This is a genomic window from Ramlibacter ginsenosidimutans (genome assembly GCF_016654015.1).
Taxonomy (GTDB): domain Bacteria; phylum Pseudomonadota; class Gammaproteobacteria; order Burkholderiales; family Burkholderiaceae_C; genus Ramlibacter; species Ramlibacter ginsenosidimutans.
This window is the reverse complement of the sequence record NZ_JAEPWM010000005.1, coordinates 208,988-225,920: the sequence shown is the minus strand read 5'-3', so window position 1 is coordinate 225,920 and position 16,933 is coordinate 208,988. Positions and strand designations below refer to the sequence as shown.

Annotated in this window: 17 protein-coding genes; 8 read left to right on the top strand and 9 right to left on the bottom strand. The window is 69.0% G+C overall.

Going from position 1 to position 16,933, the window contains the following annotated elements; genetic code table 11:
- The first annotated feature begins 20 nt into the window (after positions 1 to 20).
- The 3 genes from hutG (at position 21) to JJB11_RS14130 (ending at position 2,430) form a co-directional block, all read left to right on the top strand.
- Complete coding sequence (hutG, locus tag JJB11_RS14140) at positions 21 to 833, top strand: N-formylglutamate deformylase (RefSeq protein ID WP_201172180.1); 813 nt, start codon at positions 21 to 23, stop codon at positions 831 to 833.
- 226 nt (positions 834 to 1,059) lie between these two features.
- Positions 1,060 to 1,365, top strand: a complete 306-nt coding sequence (locus JJB11_RS14135; RefSeq protein WP_201172178.1) for a hypothetical protein — start codon at positions 1,060 to 1,062, stop codon at positions 1,363 to 1,365.
- Positions 1,366 to 1,437: 72 nt separating this feature from the next.
- Positions 1,438 to 2,430: an aldo/keto reductase gene (locus tag JJB11_RS14130; RefSeq protein ID WP_201172176.1), complete on the top strand. Its 993-nt coding sequence runs from the start codon at positions 1,438 to 1,440 to the stop codon at positions 2,428 to 2,430.
- A 68-nt stretch (positions 2,431 to 2,498) separates the two neighbouring features.
- Here JJB11_RS14130 and JJB11_RS14125 read toward each other — a convergent pair whose 3' ends face one another.
- The 5 genes from JJB11_RS14125 to JJB11_RS14105 form a co-directional block, all read right to left on the bottom strand.
- Positions 2,499 to 3,314, bottom strand: coding sequence for an IclR family transcriptional regulator (locus tag JJB11_RS14125; RefSeq protein ID WP_201172174.1), 816 nt, complete (start codon positions 3,312 to 3,314; stop codon positions 2,499 to 2,501).
- 74 nt (positions 3,315 to 3,388) lie between these two features.
- Complete coding sequence (locus tag JJB11_RS14120) at positions 3,389 to 4,108, bottom strand: SDR family NAD(P)-dependent oxidoreductase (protein WP_201172172.1); 720 nt, start codon at positions 4,106 to 4,108, stop codon at positions 3,389 to 3,391.
- Between the two features lie 10 nt (positions 4,109 to 4,118).
- A complete protein-coding gene (locus tag JJB11_RS14115; RefSeq protein ID WP_201172169.1) occupies positions 4,119 to 5,090 on the bottom strand; it encodes a Bug family tripartite tricarboxylate transporter substrate binding protein in 972 nt (323 codons plus the stop codon).
- 107 nt (positions 5,091 to 5,197) lie between these two features.
- Entirely contained in the window at positions 5,198 to 5,725 is a 528-nt protein-coding gene (locus JJB11_RS14110) for a 2,4'-dihydroxyacetophenone dioxygenase family protein (RefSeq protein ID WP_201172167.1), read from the bottom strand.
- A gap of 123 nt (positions 5,726 to 5,848) precedes the next feature.
- On the bottom strand, positions 5,849 to 6,748 hold the full coding sequence (locus JJB11_RS14105) for a LysR family transcriptional regulator (protein ID WP_201172164.1): 900 nt from the start codon (positions 6,746 to 6,748) through the stop codon (positions 5,849 to 5,851).
- Positions 6,749 to 6,861: 113 nt separating this feature from the next.
- On the opposite strand from JJB11_RS14105, the gene JJB11_RS14100 reads away from it, so the two are divergent.
- Positions 6,862 to 7,998 carry a TauD/TfdA family dioxygenase gene (locus tag JJB11_RS14100; RefSeq protein WP_201172162.1) on the top strand — a complete coding sequence of 379 codons (1,137 nt, stop codon included), beginning with the start codon at positions 6,862 to 6,864 and terminating at the stop codon, positions 7,996 to 7,998.
- A gap of 98 nt (positions 7,999 to 8,096) precedes the next feature.
- Here the strand turns inward: JJB11_RS14100 and JJB11_RS14095 are convergent, their stop codons facing one another.
- The 3 genes from JJB11_RS14095 to JJB11_RS14085 form a co-directional block, all read right to left on the bottom strand.
- Positions 8,097 to 9,254: a CaiB/BaiF CoA transferase family protein gene (locus JJB11_RS14095; protein WP_201172159.1), complete on the bottom strand. Its 1,158-nt coding sequence runs from the start codon at positions 9,252 to 9,254 to the stop codon at positions 8,097 to 8,099.
- Complete coding sequence (locus JJB11_RS14090) at positions 9,251 to 10,231, bottom strand: tripartite tricarboxylate transporter substrate binding protein (RefSeq protein ID WP_201172157.1); 981 nt, start codon at positions 10,229 to 10,231, stop codon at positions 9,251 to 9,253. The genes JJB11_RS14095 and JJB11_RS14090 overlap by 4 nt, the downstream gene beginning before the upstream one ends.
- A gap of 66 nt (positions 10,232 to 10,297) precedes the next feature.
- Entirely contained in the window at positions 10,298 to 11,161 is an 864-nt protein-coding gene (locus JJB11_RS14085; RefSeq protein WP_201172155.1) for an HpcH/HpaI aldolase/citrate lyase family protein, read from the bottom strand.
- A 78-nt stretch (positions 11,162 to 11,239) separates the two neighbouring features.
- Here JJB11_RS14085 and JJB11_RS14080 point away from each other — a divergent pair, with 78 nt between their 5' ends.
- The 4 genes from JJB11_RS14080 (at position 11,240) to JJB11_RS14065 (ending at position 15,106) form a co-directional block, all read left to right on the top strand.
- On the top strand, positions 11,240 to 12,121 hold the full coding sequence (locus JJB11_RS14080) for a LysR family transcriptional regulator (RefSeq protein WP_201172153.1): 882 nt from the start codon (positions 11,240 to 11,242) through the stop codon (positions 12,119 to 12,121).
- 207 nt (positions 12,122 to 12,328) lie between these two features.
- On the top strand, positions 12,329 to 13,264 hold the full coding sequence (locus JJB11_RS14075) for a tripartite tricarboxylate transporter substrate-binding protein (RefSeq protein WP_201172152.1): 936 nt from the start codon (positions 12,329 to 12,331) through the stop codon (positions 13,262 to 13,264).
- Entirely contained in the window at positions 13,261 to 14,145 is an 885-nt protein-coding gene (locus tag JJB11_RS14070; protein WP_201172151.1) for an isocitrate lyase/PEP mutase family protein, read from the top strand. Before JJB11_RS14075 ends, JJB11_RS14070 begins: the two co-directional genes overlap by 4 nt.
- A 100-nt stretch (positions 14,146 to 14,245) precedes the next feature.
- Complete coding sequence (locus tag JJB11_RS14065) at positions 14,246 to 15,106, top strand: helix-turn-helix domain-containing protein (RefSeq protein WP_201964845.1); 861 nt, start codon at positions 14,246 to 14,248, stop codon at positions 15,104 to 15,106.
- A 143-nt stretch (positions 15,107 to 15,249) separates the two neighbouring features.
- On the opposite strand, the gene JJB11_RS14060 is transcribed toward JJB11_RS14065, so the two are convergent.
- Entirely contained in the window at positions 15,250 to 16,626 is a 1,377-nt protein-coding gene (locus tag JJB11_RS14060) for a TAXI family TRAP transporter solute-binding subunit (RefSeq protein WP_201172149.1), read from the bottom strand.
- Positions 16,627 to 16,933: the final 307 nt, after the last annotated feature.

Below are 16,933 nucleotides of genomic sequence, written 5' to 3'. Positions count from 1 at the left end.
AAGTTACCGACTTCCCGACCATGCCTGATTCCGCTCCCCCGCCCTTCGTCTTCCATCGCGGCACGCAGCCGCTGCTGCTGTCCATTCCGCACATGGGCACCTACGTGCCACCGGCGATCGCGGCCCGGCTCACCGACGAAGCGCGCCACGTGCCGGACACGGACTGGCACCTGGATCGCCTCTACGCCTTCGCGCACGAGCTCGGCGCTTCAGTGCTGCAGGCCACGCACTCGCGTTACGTCGTCGACCTGAACCGGCCGCCGGACAACGCGAGCCTCTATCCCGGGCAAGCGACCACGAGCCTGTGCCCGGACCTCACGTTCGACGGCACGCCGGTGTACCGCGATGGCCAAAGCGTGGGCGATGAGGAAATGGCGCAGCGTCGCGACACGTGGTGGCGTCCGTACCACGAGCAGCTGCGCCGCGAGCTCGATCGCATCCGCGCGCAGCACGGCGTGGCCATGCTGTGGGACGCGCACTCGATCCGCTCGGTGCTGCCGCGGTTCTTCGAAGGCAAGCTGCCCGACCTGAACATCGGCACCGCCCAGGGCACCAGCTGCGCACCGGAGCTGGAACGGCGCATCCGCGACATCGCGGCGGCGGCGCCGGGCCACACCTCGGTCCTCAATGGCCGCTACACGGGCGGCTACATCACGCGCCATTACGGCCGCCCCGCCGAAGGCTTCCACGCGGTGCAGCTCGAGATGACGCAATGCAGCTACATGGAAGAGCGCTTGCCGTTCGACTACGTGCCCGCGAAGGCGGACGCCATCCTGCCTTGCCTGCGGCGGATGCTGGAGGCGATGGTGGAGTTCGCAAGCCGTCGGGCCTGACGGCAGCGCGGGCGTCGCAGGCGAGTGCCTGCAAGCCAGCCTGTGGACCGCTGGCGCCGGAGCATGCCCGGCACAGACGGGACAGACGGGACAGGTAGACTGAATGGAGCGCTTCCCGTGTTGCCCCATGTCTCACTCCTCGCCCAGCTCCTGGAGCCCCGCTCCGCTCTCCGAACAGTCGATCGTCGTCCGCTTCGTACGACATCGGGATTGCCTGGAAGCGGTGATGCACGGCTTCGTGAACGCAGTGGCCTGTGCGGCCGCCCTGCACGAGATCGCCGTCGAGGTGCACAGGACCCATGCGAAGCGTTTGCTGATCGACACCGGCCCGGTGATTGGCCAGCTCACGAAGAGCGAACATGCCACCGTCGGCGAACAGGTGGCGGCGCTCTTCCCCGGCATCCGCGTTGCCGCGATCGCGCCTGTCGGCCGTCCGGTGGGTGAAATCGCACCTGCTGCGCGCAGCAAGGGGGCCGACTACCTCGGGTTCGGCACGCGTGCCGAGGCGCTGGCCTGGTTGCTTGCCGACTAGCTCTGCCTGCTGGAAGCGCAAGGGCGTGATCGTGCTGGACTCCCGGATGGCCGGTTGCGACACAATGGGCGCATGCAACACGTTCGATTTGGCTGCACCGGCCTGAAGGTGTCCCGTCTGTGCCTCGGCACGATGACGTTCGGCCTGCAGTGCGACGAGGAAACCTCCCGCGCGATCATGGATCGCGCGTTTGACGCAGGCATCGACTTCTTCGACACGGCGGACGTCTACCCCCTGGGCGGCGGGGTGGAAATCGCCGGCCGCACGGAGGAAGTGATCGGCCGCTGGATGCAGGGGCGCCGCCACAGCCTGGTGATCGCCACCAAGGCGGCCGGGCGCACCGGCACCCGGGCCTGGGACGAAGGCAATTCACGCAAGCACCTCCTGGACGCGATCGACGCGTCCCTCAAGCGGCTGGGCACCGACTACGTGGATCTCTACCAGCTGCATTGGGACGATGCCAACACCCCGCTGGACGAATCGCTGGAGGCCCTGGACGTCATCGTGCGTTCCGGACGCGCGCGTCACGTGGGCGTGTCGAACTTCGTGGCCTGGCGGCTGGCGAAGATGCTCGGTCGCGCGGACTTGCTGCGCGTGGCCAGGCCCGTCTCGGTCCAGCCGCGCTACAGCCTGCTGTTCCGGCAGTTCGAGCGCGACCTGTTGCCGCTCGCGCAGGAGGAAGGGCTTGCGGTCATTCCCTACAACCCGCTCGCAGGCGGCATGCTGACCGGCAAGTACAAGGTGGGCATGCAGCCGCAGGAGGGAACGCGGTTCACCCTGGGCAACGCAGGGGCCAGGTACCAGGAACGCTACTGGCATGAGCGCGAGCTGTCTGTATCGACGACCTTCGCGCAGGTCGCGCAGCAGCATGGTGTCGTGCCGGCGCAGGCCGCGATCGCGTGGGTCCTGGCGAACCCGGCGATCACCAGCGTCATCATCGGTGCGAGCAAGGCCGCGCAGCTCGCCGACAGCGTCGCCGCTGCAGACCTGGCGCTGGCGCCGGAGCTCGCTGCACGGCTCGAAGAGCTGACGCGCGAGTTCCGCTATGGAGATGCGGTGCGGTGAGCGCGCGAGCGCAGGATCTCGCCGACTGCCTGCCATGCCGGCAGCAGGTCACATGCAAGCAGCCCTGACTAAAGCACGTCTGCCGCCGACACGGACGGTGTCTCGGCAATGCGCGCGGAAATCGCCGCGCACGCGTCCAGCAACGGCCGCACGTAGGCCTCCTGAGGCTCACCCTTCTGGCGGAACAGGAGGGTGCTCACGCTGATTGCGGCGACCGGCATTCCGCGTTCTCCGCGGATGACCGCGCCGTAACAGCAGATGCCCGCCTCGTTCTCCTCGTTGTCCACCGACCAGCCGCGCTGCCGGGTGCGCGCCAGTTCCTCGCGCAGTGCAGGCAGCTCCACCAAGGTGTTCGGCATGTAGCGCGTGAGCTGCAGGTTGGCGAGCAGCGGCTCGAGGTGTTGCGCATCGAGCGCAGCGAGGTAGGCCTTGCCGACAGCCGTCGCATGCAGCGACACGCTGGTGCCGATGCGCGACGCCATGCGCACTGCGCTCGGGCTTTCCAGCTTCTCGATGTAGACCATCGATCCCGCGTTGGGCACGGCGAGGTGCACCGTCTCGCCAGTCAGATCGCGCAGCCGCTTCAGTTCGTCGACAGCCGCGAGCCGCAGTTCCGAGCGGCCCCAGCTGCGCGCTGCGAGCTGCATCAGGCGCGGCCCGAGCGCCAGTCCGCCATTTCGCGCCTCCAGCAGCATCCCTTCGGCGACCAGGGCAGCGACGATCCGGTGCACCGTCGGCCGCGGATATCCGCTTGCACGCACCAGGGCCGCCACGCTGGCAGGCTCGCCTCCCTCGGGCCAGTCGGCGACCAGCTGCAGGACGTGCATGAATTTGCCGAATGCAGCGGTGCCGGCGACGGCGGCCGGTGGGGACGGGGAGGACATGAAGGTGAGAGGGTGCGACCCGCAGGAGAAGCGGGTGGCCATTATCGGGGTGGCTGCTCCCGCATCCGGAGGGCTCAGCTCACCATGTAGCCGCCGTCCACGGGCAGGATCACGCCAGTGATGAACGCAGCGGCCGGCGTGCAGAGGAAGACCGCCGCGCGTGCGACGTCCTCGGGCGTCCCCCAACGCGCCATGGGCGTGCGGGCGAGGATGGGCCCGGAGCGCGCAGGGTCCTCCTGCAGCGCGCGCGTCAGCGGCGTCGCGATCCAGCCGGGGGCAATCGCGTTCACGCGAATGCCATCGGCCGCGTAGGCGATCGCCAGCGACTTCGTGAGCTGGCCGACGCCGCCCTTGCTGGCGGCGTAGCCAGGCACCAGTCCGCCGCCGAAGAAGGTCAGCATGGAAGCCGTGTTGACGATGCAGCCACGACGCGCCTTGAGGCGATCGCGCGTCGCGGAGCACACGCGCATCGTGCCGGTGAGGTTCACCTCCAGCACGCGGGCGAATACTTCGGGGTCGTGCTCGGCGCCGCGCTGGATGATGCCGGCGCAGTTGAACACGATGTCCAGGTCCCCTACGTCGGCCAGCGCGGCGGTCAGGCTCGCCGCGGAAGTCACGTCGGCCTGCCTGACCTCCACCGCATCGTGCAGCGTGCCATCGCCGGCACCGAGCCCGAGTGCCGTCACCCCGGCCCCAAGGGCCGCCAGGTGATTGGCGATGGTCGCGCCTATGCCCTGGGTCGCCCCGGCGACGATGGCTCGCTTGCCTGCGAACAGGCCGCTCTGGTACGTCATCGCCGCTCTCTCAGTTCGCCTTGATGCCCAGCTTCTCGACCAGGGCCTTGAAGGACGCGTTGTCCTTCGCGATGGCAGCCTTGAAGGCCACATCGTCGGCAAACGCGTAACCCAGGTTCTGCTTGTCCAGCATCTCGCGGAAGGCCGGCTCGTTGCCCGCTTCCTGCGCCACCTTCTTGAGGTACGCGATCACCTCCGGCGGGGTGTTCTTCGGCGCGGCCAGTCCGCGCCAGGTGCCGATGGACAGGTCGATGTTGCGCTCCTTCAGCGTGGGCACCTTCTCGAAGTTCTTCACGCGCTGGTCGGCCATCACGGCAAGCATCTTCAGCTTGCCGGCCTGCACATAGGTCGCCACTTCGGCGGGACTCACGGTGGCCGCGTCGATGTGTCCGCCGAGCAGGGCCAATACCGCCGGCGCGGCACCCTGGAAGGGCACGTGGCTGAATTTCGTCCCGGTCTTCTCCTCCAGCGCCGCCGCGGCGAGGTGCCAGATCGAGCCGGGGCCGGCGTTGCCCACGCCCAGCTTGCCGGGCTCCTTGCGCGCGGCGGCGAGGAATTCCTCCACCGTGTTCCACGGCGCGTCGCCGCGCACGGTGATCGCCGACGGATCGGCATTCAGGCGCGCGATCGGCTGCAGGTCGCTGGGGCTGAACTTCGCGACGCCGAGGTGCGGCAGGATCGCCATCTCCACGGTCACCACCGCGAGGCGGTAGCCGTCGGGCTTCGAATTGATCACGTCCTGCCAGCCGACGGCGCCGCTCGCACCGGCCTTGTTCAAGACGACGATGGGCTGGGGCATGTGCTTGCGGGCGGCCTCGGCGAACGAGCGCGCCAGCGCGTCGGTGCCGCCGCCGGCCTGGAAGGGCACGACGAGTTCGACCGGGTGGCTGGGATAAGCGGACTGCGCCTGCGCGGCGCCGATGCCGAGCGCGAGCAGCGCGCCGAATGCGGCCATGCCGCGACGGGTGATTCGAATGGACATGTTGTCTCCTCTGGGGTGTTTGGGGGAATCTGTGATCGCGCAGCACTGCGGACAGGCGCGGGAGCGCCGTGACGATGGCGATGCGCCCGGCGAAGCCGGGACGCGGGTCAGCGGATGAACTGCTTGACGAAGTCTTCGCCGAGGCCCACTTCCTTGAAGTGGCGGCGGCACATGTCGATCTTCGTGAACACGTCCTCGTAGCCCATGCCCTTGCCCCAGGGGTCGGTGTAGTACATGACACCGTTCACCTGGAAGTACGTGATCATCTCCTCGACGTCCTCGGGCACGTACAAGGTGTGCGTCTCACCCGGAGGCTCGAAGACGTAGCTGCCCTCGGTCGCCTCCCAGTCGTGCTCCAGGTACTTCCAGCGGCCCTTCAGCACGAAGCCATGGACCGCCTGCGGGTGACGGTGGCGGCTCAGGACCCCCGACTTGCGCACCTTCAGCAGGTTCATCCAGTAGCCCTGGCTGGCATTGAGGCACAACGGGCGGAACCACACGTTCTCCGCCTGCGGCACCCACAGGCGTTCATCGGTCGGGATCGCGTGCGGCACGACGATCTCGGGCAGCGCCTCCGGCGGATTGGGGTACTGGTAGGGCTGCAGCGGGTCGGTGTCAGGGCGATCTACGGGCATTTGCTTTGGCTCGTCCATAATGTGGACGCATGTCCATATTGTGATCGATCAAGGTTCGTTCGCGTTTCAGGGGAAACCCGATGGCCTTCCAGTTGGGTGAGCTCGATAGCGGTTCGCTTCGGCTCACCTTCCCGCGAGGTTGCGAAGCCGCAAGGTATTGGCGAGCACGGACGTCATCGCATCGCCCACTGCACGCAGCGGGCGGCTGTCGGCATCGGCCTTGCGGGTTGCGAGCGACAGCTGGATGGCCGGCGCGCCGCGGCCCACCCGGACGAAACGCACCGGGTACGACTGGCAGAGACCCGCATCGACCAGGTGCACGAGCGCGATCCCGAGCCCGGCGCTGACCATCGCGACGATGGCGGGAATGCTGTCGAGTTCGAGCGCACCATGCCGGGTGCGCACCTGGCCGCTGACGTAGCGCGCGGCCAGCATGCCTGAAGTCGTGTGCCGGTCGTAGCGGATCCAGTCGTATTGCTTGAAGAGCGCCGGCACCGAGGTCTCGGCCGCGTCCGGCGGCACGATCAGGCGCATCTCGCTGCGCAGCAACGGGCGCCAGTTCATGCGGGCGGAGCCGCCCCCTTCGGGCTCGGCGACCACCGCCGCATCGAGGTCGCCCGATTTCACCGCGTCGGTCAGGCCGATGCTTCGTCCGCGCATAGGGCGCAGGTCGAGCCGCGGGAAGCGCGCGCGCAGCTCCGTCACAGTGCCGGGCAGCAGCGACGGCAGCATCGATTCGATGATGCCCAAGCGCACGATGCCTCCGACCTCGACAGCGGTGCGACGGCGCAGCGACTGCAGGTGCTCCAGTCCGTCGCGCATGGAGGCGGCCACCTCGTGCGCCACCGCGGTCGGCCGGATGGCGTGGCCGGAGCGGTCGAACAGCGGCTGTCCCAGGTAGGCCTCGATCTGCTTCATCTGCATGCTCACGGCGCTTGCCGTGAGGTTCATCTCGCTTGCGGCGGCCGCCAGCGAGCCGCCGCGCAGGACGGCTTCGAGGGTTTGGAACATTTCGATCTTCATCAGATTTCCTTGAACTGCAAGCCAAATCTAGTCGCTTTTTCTTGGGGACCGGCCTGCCTAGACTCTCACCTACCCGCGAAACACTCAGTCAAGCCCCACTGGAGAGCAACCCGATGAACGACAACCAACCCCGCGCCTGGACCGCCGACGATGCGCAGCGCGACACGTCCTGGATCCAGCGCCTGAATGCCGAGGAGGTCGCCGGCTTCGACGCGGCGCTCGCCCATGCGAAGGCCGCAGGCAAGCCCTGGCTGCAGATGACCGCCGAGGACTTTCCCCTGCCCGAGCCGGCGTGCGCGGCTCTCAAGCGCGCCTTCGCGACGGCCCAGGGCCGCTGGGGCCTCTGCCTGCTCAAGGGCTTCCCGGTCGACCGCTGGAGCGAGGACGACACCAAGCTCGCCTACTGGGGCATGGGCCTGCACACCGGCGTCGCCCGCACGCAGAACCCCAAGAGCCAGTACATGAACGACGTGCGCGACGAGGGCGCGGTCTACAAGGCGGCCAATGGGCAGAGCCGCGGCTACAACACGAAGGCCGGCCTGGACTTCCACATGGACTCGGGCGACATCGTCGGGCTGCTGTGCCGGCGCACCGCGATGAACGGCGGCGAGAGCCTGGTCGCGAGCACCATTGCCGTTGCCGAGGAACTGGGGCGGCGGCGTCCCGACCTGCTGGAAGTGCTGAAGCAGCCCTTCTACCATCACTACCAGGGCTCGCAGGATCCGCTGCAGCCGCCCTACTACGCCTGCCCGATCATCGGCAGCGACCCCGCGCACTTCACGATGCGCGTGAACCGCAAGAACATCGTCGCCGCGCAGCGCGATTTCCCCGAGCTGCCGCGCGTGACCGAGCAGCAATGGGAGGCGATCGACCTGCTCGAGCAGATCATGGCCGATCCGCGCTGGAGCTATCGCATGCAGCTCGAACAGGGCGACCTCCAGCTGGTCAACAACTACGTGATCGTGCACTCGCGCACCCCCTTCGAGGATTTCCCGGAGGCTGACCGCAAGCGCCACCTGCTGCGCCTGTGGCTCGCCGTACCCGACTCGCAGCCGCTGCCTGCTGACTGGGCCGAATACTTCATCGACACGCGGCCCGGCTCGGTGCGCGGCGGCCTGCGCGGCTCGCAGTCGACCGCGGAATTCGCCGCCTACGAGCAGCGCCAGGCTGCGGCGCTGGGCATGGCCTGGCGCCCGTGGGCGCCGGTGAAGCGCCGCGCCGATGCGCCCGCCGCGATGCAGGCTGCCTGAGCGAGGTGCCTCGTGCGGCCTCCGTGCCGCACGAGGCACGAAGAATGAAGAAGGCCCGCGGTCGTCCCGCGGGCCTTTTTCCATGGGCCGACCGCGCTTCAGCGACCCGCCACCTCGCGGCGCACGTCGCCGTCATGCTGCCCGAGCGTGGGCGCGGCGAACGGCGCCGGGCCGGGCGTGCGGCCATACACCCACGGGTGGGTGAAGCCGCGGTAACTGCCGAGCGTGGGATGCGTCAGCGTCGCCACCATGTTCTCGGCCTGCACCTGCGGATCGTCGAACATGTCGGCGACGGTGCGCGCTGCGGCGCACGGCACGCTTTCCCCGAACTCCGCCTCCCACTCGAGCGCGGTGCGTTGCGCCAGGGCCGCGCGCAGGCGCGGCACGATCTCGTCGCGGTGTTCGGCCCGCTTCTTCACGCTGTCGTAGCGCGGATCGTCGTGCAGGGCCATGAGGCCGGTCTTCTCGCACAGCGCGCGCCAGAAATGCGGCGTGTTCGCCGAGAGGTAAAGGTAGCCCTCGCGGGTGGGGTGCAGGCCGGTGATGCCGCCCGAGCGCATGTCGCGCGGGACGTCGCGCGGCTCCCCCTCGGCCCAGACCAGGCGCGCCGACTGCATGGTCAGCGCTGCCCGCAGCAGCGACACGCCCACCTCTTGGCCGCGCCCGCTCTTCTCGCGCTCGTACAGGGCGGAGGCGACCCCACCCGCGACCAGCGACGACGCAAAGTAATCCACCACCGATCCGTAGAGGATCTCGGGCGGGCCGCCGCGCTGTCCCTGCTCGTCGCACATGCCGCTGTAGGTCTGCAGCACCTGGTCATAGCCGGCCTTGTCCTTGAGCGGGCCCGTCTCGCCGAAGCCGGTCACCGCGCAATAGATCAGGCGATCGTTCAGCGGCTGCAGCTGCCCGTACGCGATGCCCAGTCGCTCGGGCACGCCCGGGCGGAAGTTGTGCACCAGCACGTCCGCGCCGCGCACCAGCTGCAGCAGCACCTCGCGGTCGGCATCCTGCTTGAGGTCCAGGACCACGCCGCGCTTGCTGCGGTTGACGCCGAGGAAGGCCCGGCTCTCCCCCGGCAGCGTGGACGGGTAGTTGCGCAGGTTGTCGCCCGTGGGCGGCTCGATCTTCAGCACCTCGGCGCCCTGGTCGGCGAGCAGGGTGCAGCCGTAGGGACCGGCGATATAGGCGCTCAGGTCGAGCACGCGGACGCCGGACAGCGGCCCGCGCGCTGCGGGGGCGGGGTTGGCAGCGCTCATTCCGGCTTGATGTTCTGCTGCTGCGCCAGCTTCTTCCAGCGCGGGATGTCGGAGGCGATGGTCGCCGCGAACTGCGCCGGCGTCGTGGGCGCCGGCAGCGCGCCTTCCTTGAGCAGGTACTCCTTGTACTCCGGCGTCGCCAGGATCTTGTTCACCTCGGTGTTCAGCCGCGCGACGATCTCCGGCGGCGTGCCGGCCGGCGCCAGCAGGCCCCACCACGCTTCGAAGTTGTAGCCCGGCACCGCGCTCGACATCGCGGGGAGCTCCGGCGCGATCGGGCTCGGCTGGGCGCTGGTCACGGCGATGCCGCGCAGGCGTCCGCTGCGCACGAACGGCATGATCGACGGCCCGCTGGAAATCAGCACCTGCACCTGGTTGCCGATCAGGTCGGTGACCGCGGGGCCGATGCCCCGGTAAGGCACGTGCAGCAGGTAGGTGCCGCTCAACGCCTTGAGCTGCTCGGTCGCGAACTGGTTGGTGCTGGCGATGCCCGAGCTGGCATAGGCGTACTTGCCGGGAGCGGCCTTGAGCGCGGCGACCAGCTCCTTGGGCGTGTGCGCGGGGAACTGGTTGTTGACGGCGACGATGAAGGGTCCCTTGGCGAGCATCGCGATCGGGGCCAGGTCTTTCGCGGCGTCGAACGGCAGATGGGTCTGGATCGCGGCGTTGGTCACCAGGCTGGAGGACACGACCAGCAGCGTGTAGCCGTCGGGCGGGGCCTTGGCCACGAACGCCGTGCCCAGGTTGCCGCTGGCGCCCGGGCGGTTGTCGACGACCACAGGCTGGCCGAGGGCGGTACTCAGGCCCCTCCCCAGCACGCGCGCGAAGTTGTCGTTGGACCCGCCGGGCGCATAAGGCACGACGATGGTGATGGGCCTGGACGGGTAGTGGTCCTGGGCCTGCGCCAAGGGCGCGACTAGGGCGCAGATCGCGGCTGCAGCCAGCAAGCGACGGCGTGAGAAGGATGACTGGATCATTGGAACTCGGGTCCTCTTCGAAGTAATCCGGCGTCGAGGCCGGACGGGGTTGAAAGGGGCGCGGGCTCAGCCGATGCCCAGGCGTCTTGCAGTGGCGAGCACGGCGCGCGCGCGCTGGACGAAGGGCGCGTCCACCATCTGCCCGTCGACGGTGTAAGCGCCGATCCCCCGCGCCTCCGCCTCGGTGGCGGCCTCGTCCACCCGACGGGCATGCGCGATCTCCGCCTCGGTCGGCCGGAACACCTCGTTCGCGTACGCCACCTGGCTCGGATGGATGCAGCTCTTGCCGATGTAGCCCAGGCGCCGCGCGAGGGCGGCCTCCGCGCGGAAACCCTCCACGTCGCTGAAGCGGGCGTAAGCGGCGTCATAGGCGAACACGCCTGCTTCGCCAGCCGCGAGGCGCATCTGCAGCATCACCGCATGCAGTGCGGCCGGCTCGTGCCGCGCGATCTGCAACGGCTCGAACAAATCTCCCAGGCCCAGCTGCAGTCCCGCCACGCGCGCATGCGCTGAGGCCAGCTCGTGCGCCCGCCGCAAGCCGCGTGGCGACTCGATGTTGAGCAGCAGCCCTACCAGCTCGGTCACCCCGTTGGCGCGCTCGGCTGCTTCCACCGCGTCCACCGCGGCGAGCACTTCTTCCGGGGACTCCACCTTGGGCAGGTTCAGCAGCGCGAGCCCGGGGCGCACCACGGCGCGCACGTCGGCGTCGAAGTGTTCCGAGCCGAAGGGATTCACGCGCACGATCAAGGTCTTGCCGCTGTCGCGCGCGGCCGGGCCGGACAGCAGGTCCTGCAGCGCGGCGCGCGCTTCGACCTTGCGCTGCGGACTGACCGAATCCTCGAGGTCGAAGGACAATGCATCGGCCTCGCCTCGCAGGGCCTTGTCGAAGAGTTCGGGTCGCGATCCGGGAACAAACAGCTTGCTGCGCATAGGCTGGCAAGTGTGAGGCCGATGACCGCCTAGAAAAAGCACCAGAATCTTTGATCAGATCAAAGAAAATCTTGCTTCATGGAAACCGGCTACCTGCGCTCGTTCATGGTGGTGCTCGAGTCGGGCTCGATGTCCGAGGCGGCCCGCCAGCTCGACCTGACCCCCGCCGCTGTCGCCCAGCAGATGCGGGTGCTCGAACGCGAGTTCGGTGTGCCGCTGCTGCGGCGTGCCGGGCGCACCGTCGCCCCGACGGAAGCTGGCCACCGGCTGGCAGGGCGCGCCCAGTCCATGCTCGGCGAACTCGCCACGATGCGCACCATCGTTGCCGACGACGGTCGCTCCCTGGAACTGAGCGTCGGCGCGACCAACACCATGTTGAACGGGCCGCTGCCGATCGTGCTCGAAGCCGTGGTGCAGGCGCATCCGGCCGCGCGCATCAGCGTACGCACGGGCCTTACCTCCGAACTCTATGACATGGTCCTGCACGGCCGGCTGGACGCCGCGATCTGCCTGCACCCGACCTTCGTACTGCCCAAGACCTTGCACTGGGTGCCCTTGCGCGAGGAGCGGCTGGTGCTCCTGGCGCCGGAATCCTGGGCCCACCGCGAGCCGCACGAGATGCTGCGGACCGAGCCACTCATCCGCTATGACCGCAAGCTCGGCGGAGGCCAGGCGGCCGACCGCTACCTGCGGCGCGCCGGCATCGCGCCGCACGAGCGGTTCGAGATCAGTTCGCTGGCGGCGATCGCGATGCTGGTGGCGCGCGGCGTGGGGGTTTCGGTGGCGCCGGACGCCGCGACCGCCTGGTGGCCCACGCTGCCCGTGGTGCGGCTCACCCTGCCCAACCCCTCGCAAGCGCGGTGCTTCGGCATGGTGTGGCGGCGCGCGTCGCCGCGGGCGAGCGCCATCGAGGTGCTCGCGGATCACGCACGGCGGGTGATGGCGGAACACGCGGCCTGAGCGCGAGGCCGGTGCGGAGCCGTGGTCGGCTGCCGTGGTGCGTCGGCAGCGTCCGCACACCTGGGCCTTCGTCAAAAAGTCTTGAATCGCGAACGAAATGTTTGCGCTATTCCTGCACCTGGGTCGAGCCTAGACTCCGCCCCTCGCGCCGCCGTGCGGCGCTCCATCAATACGGCCGCCCCAGTGGCAGGCCCAGGAGACAAGACCATGCAACGACGCCACTTCCTGGCGGCCTCCGCCCTGCCCTTGCTGGCCGGGCGCGTGCTCGCTGCCGATTCCGCGCTGCGCATCCTGGTGGGCGCGCCCCCGGGCGGCGGAACGGACCTGGTCGCGCGCGCGGCGGCGCAGGAGCTGAGCGGGCGGCTGCATCGCACCATCACCGTCGAGAACCGGCCCGGCGCGGCCGGCAACATCGCGGCAGCCCAGGTGGCGAAGGACCCGGATGCGCTCCTGCTTTGCTACACCAGCCACGTCATCAACCCGTCGCTGTTCGCCTCCCTGCCCTTCGACCCGATCAAGGACTTCACGCCATTGAGCCTGGTCGCGCGATCGCCGCTGCTGCTGGTGGCCCGGCCCGACTTCCCGGCGTCGACCTTCCCCGAGCTGCAAGCGCTCGCGAAGAAGCGCTCGGTGAGCATCGGCATCGCCGGCATCGGCAGCGCCAACCACCTCGCCAGCGAGATGCTGAGGAAGCAGGGCGGCATGGAGCTGCTGTCCGTCTCGTACAAGGGTGCGGTGCCCGCGCTCACCGACGCGATGGGTGGCCAGATCGACCTTGTCCTGAGCAACGTCGCGTCGGCGCAGACGTTCGTCGCCGCCAGGAAATTGAAGGTGCTGGCCGTCAGCACGGCGCAGCGCGTGGCCGCCTACCCGGACGCGGCCCCCATCGCGGACGTCCTGCCCGGGTTCGACTACAGCTCGTGGTACGGCTTGCTCGGCGCCGCAGGCATGAAGCCGCAGGACGTCGAGGCCATCGGCGCGGCAACTGCGCTGGCCGTGCGCAGCGAAGCGATGCGCAGGCACCTGCAGTCCGAGGGGCTGGAGCCGGTCGGCAGCACGCCGGCGGAATTCGCGCGCTTCCTGCAGCAGGAGGTGGAGCGCTGGCGCAAGGTCGTGGCCCTCACCGGGACCAAGGTCGCATGACCGGCGTCGCCGTCCCGTCGCTGCGCGAGCGCCTCGCGCAACCCTGCCCCGTGCTGGCGCCGGGCGTGTACGACGCACTGACCGCACTGCTGGCCGAACAGGCCGGCTTCGAGGCGCTGTACCTCTCCGGCGGGGCTGTGGCGTACACGCTGCTGGGGCGCCCGGACATCGGCCTCACGAGCGCCAAGGAGGCAGTGGACGTGCTCGCGCGCATCACGGACCGGGTGCGCACGCCTGTGATCGTCGATGGCGACACCGGTTTCGGCAACGCGCTGAATGTGCAGCGCACGGTGCGCGACTTCGAGCGTGCAGGCGCCGCGATGATCCAGCTGGAGGACCAGGCCTTCCCGAAGCGCTGCGGCCACCTGGAAGGCAAGGCGCTGGTGTCCACCGCGGAAATGTGCGGCAAGGTCCGCGCCGCCGTCGATGCGCGACACAGTCCCGACACGCTGATCCTCGCGCGAACCGACGCCGTGGCAGTGGAGGGACTGGACGCCGCTATCGAGCGCGCCGAGCGCTACCTCGAATGCGGCGCCGACGCGCTCTTCATCGAGGCCGTGCGCTCGGCCGCCGACATGGACCGTGTCTGCGGCATCTTCGCCGGTCGCGCGCCGATGCTGGCCAACATGGTGGAAGGCGGCAAGACGCCCGTGCAGTCCGCGCAGGAACTGGGCGAGCGCGGCTACCGCATCGTGATCTTCCCCGGCGGCACCGCCCGCTTCGTCGCGCACCAGCTCGCCGGCTACTTCCAGAGCCTCAGGCAACACGGCACGACCGCCCCGCGCAAGGCCGACATGTTCGATTTCGACCAGCTCAATGGCCTGATCGGCACGCCCGGCATGCTGGAACTCGGACGCCAGTACGCGAGCAACGAAGGCTGAAGGCGGCGGACGCGCCGCTTCGGCCGCGAGGGCAATGGGCGCTCCTGGCCGGAAGCGGCCGTTTCAGTGCCCGCGAACCTGAGCCTACGCCCAAGGTCCAATGCGCGTCATCGCTCCCGCGGCTATCTTCTCGCCGCCAGTACCTCGCGTTTGCGGGGACGAAGGGGATGCCATGACAGCCGAGACGGAAGCGCCCTGCGGGCAGCATCGCCGCGGGAGCCGATCTGTGGAAGGGCACGATGTGCCGTCAGCAGAACACGCCCGGATTCGCCTTGCACAGTGTTCGCCCCTCCACGTGCGGGAGTCCTGCCTTGCCGGGGGCCTTTCGCAGCAGGACCTGGAGGCCCTGGATCGTCTGACGTTTTCGCGCAGGCGCGCGCACCTCGGGGAACCGCTCTACGAAGCCGGCCAGGCGTTCGGGCAACTGTATGCGGTGGGCAGCGGCACCTTCAAGTCCTGCGTGACCCTCGCGGATGGCCGGCAGCAGGTGACCGGATTCCACTTGCCCGGCGAGCTGCTGGGCCTGGACGGAGTCGGCACCGGCACTTACGCGAGCGGCGCCATCGCGTTGGAAGACAGTGAGGTCTGCGTCATTCCCTATGCGAACCTGCGGGATGCCTCCTCCGCCGGCGCGGAGGTGCAGGGCGCCATCGCCCGCCTCATGAGTCGCGAAATCGTGCGGGCGCACAGCCTCATGCTGATGCTCGGCAGCATGAACGCGGAGGAGCGCCTCGCCGCGTTCCTCCTGAGCTTCTCCAGCCGCATGAAGGCACGCGGCTTCTCGCCGACGGAGTTCCACCTGCGCATGTCGCGCGAGGAGATCGGCAGCTTCCTGGGCATGAAGCTGGAGACAGTGAGCCGAACTTTTTCCTCCTTGGTGCAGAAGCGCTTGCTCGATGTGAACAAGCGGCACGTGCGCATCGTCGACCTGCAGCAACTCCAGTCCGCGTTGGCGCGCTAGGGGACGCTACGCGCAGCCGCATTACCGGCACCAATGGGCTGGGAATTCGGCCGGGGGGCGGGAGCCGTTCTCGCGTCTGCGAGCGGCGCGTTCGTTGACGTGAACGCCGCATGCTGGCCCGAGGCATCGCCGCAGCGCGCGAGCTATGCCATCGGCAGCGCCTGCGAGGACTCGTGAGCGATCGCCATTCGCGCGCGCCGGCGCACGGCATCGATATTGTTGCGTAGATCGTAGAGCTCGTCGGCGTACGACAGCGGGACGGCAATGCGGTCGACTCGCTCGTCCAGTGCATCGAGTTCGCGCAGGACCTCCGGCGCGCGGCCGGGCTGTTCCTGCAGCGTCCTCTCAAGCTGGCGCAGGCGACCGTACCAGCGGAACACGCGCGAACGGACATGGAAGCGGTACAGCGGCGGGACGATGCGGGTGAAGGGAAGCACCAGCGCCAGCACGAGGCCCGCCACCACCCACATGCGCCCGACCAGGTTGGCGATCCAGAACGGCATCCAGCGCTGCAGGAAGGGCTGGCCCGTCCGGTAGGTGCGCTCCGCCTCCTGTGAAACCGGATAACCGCTGCGCTGGATGGCGGGGAACGCGCCGGCGCGGTGGAACCAGCCCGCATCGCCATGGATGTCCACGGCGGCTTGCGCGAACAGTTCCTGCAGCGCGGGATGCGTATCCTCGCGTGCAAGCAGCTCGGTCGTGGTCGCGACCAGCCGCACATCGGCGGGCGGCTGGCCAGACGCGAGGTCCACTACGCCTTGCGGCAGGACCACGGGCGTGAGGAAGGGAAAGCGGCGCGAGTAGGCTTCGCTTTCGCCGAAGTCCATCAGGCGGATGCCGGGCGTGGCCAGCAGCATCTGCACCATCAGGGCTTCGGGCGCCGAGGCGAACACCAGCGCATCGAGCTGTCCGTCCAGCAAGGCGGCCGTAGCGGGCGTTTCCTCGAGGCGTGTGATCTGGAGCGTCGCCGCATCCATGCGATTCGCCTCGAACAGCTTCTGCATCAGCACGGGCAGGCCCGACCCCGCATTGCCCACGTTGACGGCGAGTCCCTGCAGCTGCGGCAGGGAGGAGAGCTGCCGCAACCCGGGCGTGCGCTCCACTTCGTCCGGATAGACATCCTCGCGGTAGAACAGCCACAAGGGTTCGACGAACAGGCTGCCGAGCGTGACGAGTTCCTGCGCATCGCCCGGCTGCGGAGTGCCGATGCCGCCTTGCACGAAGGCCACGTCCGCACGGCCTTCGCGCAGGAGCTGCAGGTTTTCCAGCGAGCCTTGCGTGGGCCGCAGCGTCACGTCGATGCCGTAGCGGGCCAGCGCTGCGCGGTAACGCTGGCCGAAGGTATCGTAGGCGCTGCGCGCCGGCCCGGTGGCAAGCACGACGTGCTTCGGCGGGCTGGGGTCGAGCCACCAGTACGCCAGCACCAGCCCGCCGACCGCGAGCAGGACGAGCGGAACGGCGGGCAACAGCACTTCGCGCAGGGTGGCCAGGTGACCGTGCACCGCTTCGGCTGGCTTCATGCGCGCGATTTTCGCGCGCCGACGAACTGCCAGGTCTGGGATGCCCCGGCGGCAGGCGCAAGTCCCGCGGACGCAACGCACATCGTCCAGGCGAGACGGGAAAGGCTTCGCATGGTTTCCTCCCTGCAGATGCGTCATGCTTGCCGCTACCGCGAATCGCCGCCATTGGGGAAACGTGCAAGCGGCCGGGCACACGGTCGCGTCACTCTGGCACGAAGCCGATCGAACGCAGCCCCTTCACGTTTCCCTCCGGCCCTGCGCATGTCCAGCCAGAGGTCCTCGCTTCCAGGAGGCAGCGCGGCCTCGA

Bases quoted from the DNA above. Each gene is read 5' to 3' on its own strand.
- hutG (WP_201172180.1), top strand. From the start codon at position 21: ATGCCTGATTCCGCTCCCCCGCCCTTCGTCTTCCATCGCGGCACGCAG.
- JJB11_RS14135 (WP_201172178.1), top strand. From the start codon at position 1,060: ATGCACGGCTTCGTGAACGCAGTGGCCTGTGCGGCCGCCCTGCACGAG.
- JJB11_RS14130 (WP_201172176.1), top strand. From the start codon at position 1,438: ATGCAACACGTTCGATTTGGCTGCACCGGCCTGAAGGTGTCCCGTCTG.
- JJB11_RS14125 (WP_201172174.1), bottom strand. From the start codon at position 3,314: ATGTCCTCCCCGTCCCCACCGGCCGCCGTCGCCGGCACCGCTGCATTC.
- JJB11_RS14120 (WP_201172172.1), bottom strand. From the start codon at position 4,108: ATGACGTACCAGAGCGGCCTGTTCGCAGGCAAGCGAGCCATCGTCGCC.
- JJB11_RS14115 (WP_201172169.1), bottom strand. From the start codon at position 5,090: ATGTCCATTCGAATCACCCGTCGCGGCATGGCCGCATTCGGCGCGCTG.
- JJB11_RS14110 (WP_201172167.1), bottom strand. From the start codon at position 5,725: ATGCCCGTAGATCGCCCTGACACCGACCCGCTGCAGCCCTACCAGTAC.
- JJB11_RS14105 (WP_201172164.1), bottom strand. From the start codon at position 6,748: ATGAAGATCGAAATGTTCCAAACCCTCGAAGCCGTCCTGCGCGGCGGC.
- JJB11_RS14100 (WP_201172162.1), top strand. From the start codon at position 6,862: ATGAACGACAACCAACCCCGCGCCTGGACCGCCGACGATGCGCAGCGC.
- JJB11_RS14095 (WP_201172159.1), bottom strand. From the start codon at position 9,254: ATGAGCGCTGCCAACCCCGCCCCCGCAGCGCGCGGGCCGCTGTCCGGC.
- JJB11_RS14090 (WP_201172157.1), bottom strand. From the start codon at position 10,231: ATGATCCAGTCATCCTTCTCACGCCGTCGCTTGCTGGCTGCAGCCGCG.
- JJB11_RS14085 (WP_201172155.1), bottom strand. From the start codon at position 11,161: ATGCGCAGCAAGCTGTTTGTTCCCGGATCGCGACCCGAACTCTTCGAC.
- JJB11_RS14080 (WP_201172153.1), top strand. From the start codon at position 11,240: ATGGAAACCGGCTACCTGCGCTCGTTCATGGTGGTGCTCGAGTCGGGC.
- JJB11_RS14075 (WP_201172152.1), top strand. From the start codon at position 12,329: ATGCAACGACGCCACTTCCTGGCGGCCTCCGCCCTGCCCTTGCTGGCC.
- JJB11_RS14070 (WP_201172151.1), top strand. From the start codon at position 13,261: ATGACCGGCGTCGCCGTCCCGTCGCTGCGCGAGCGCCTCGCGCAACCC.
- JJB11_RS14065 (WP_201964845.1), top strand. From the start codon at position 14,246: ATGCGCGTCATCGCTCCCGCGGCTATCTTCTCGCCGCCAGTACCTCGC.
- JJB11_RS14060 (WP_201172149.1), bottom strand. From the start codon at position 16,626: ATGAAGCCAGCCGAAGCGGTGCACGGTCACCTGGCCACCCTGCGCGAA.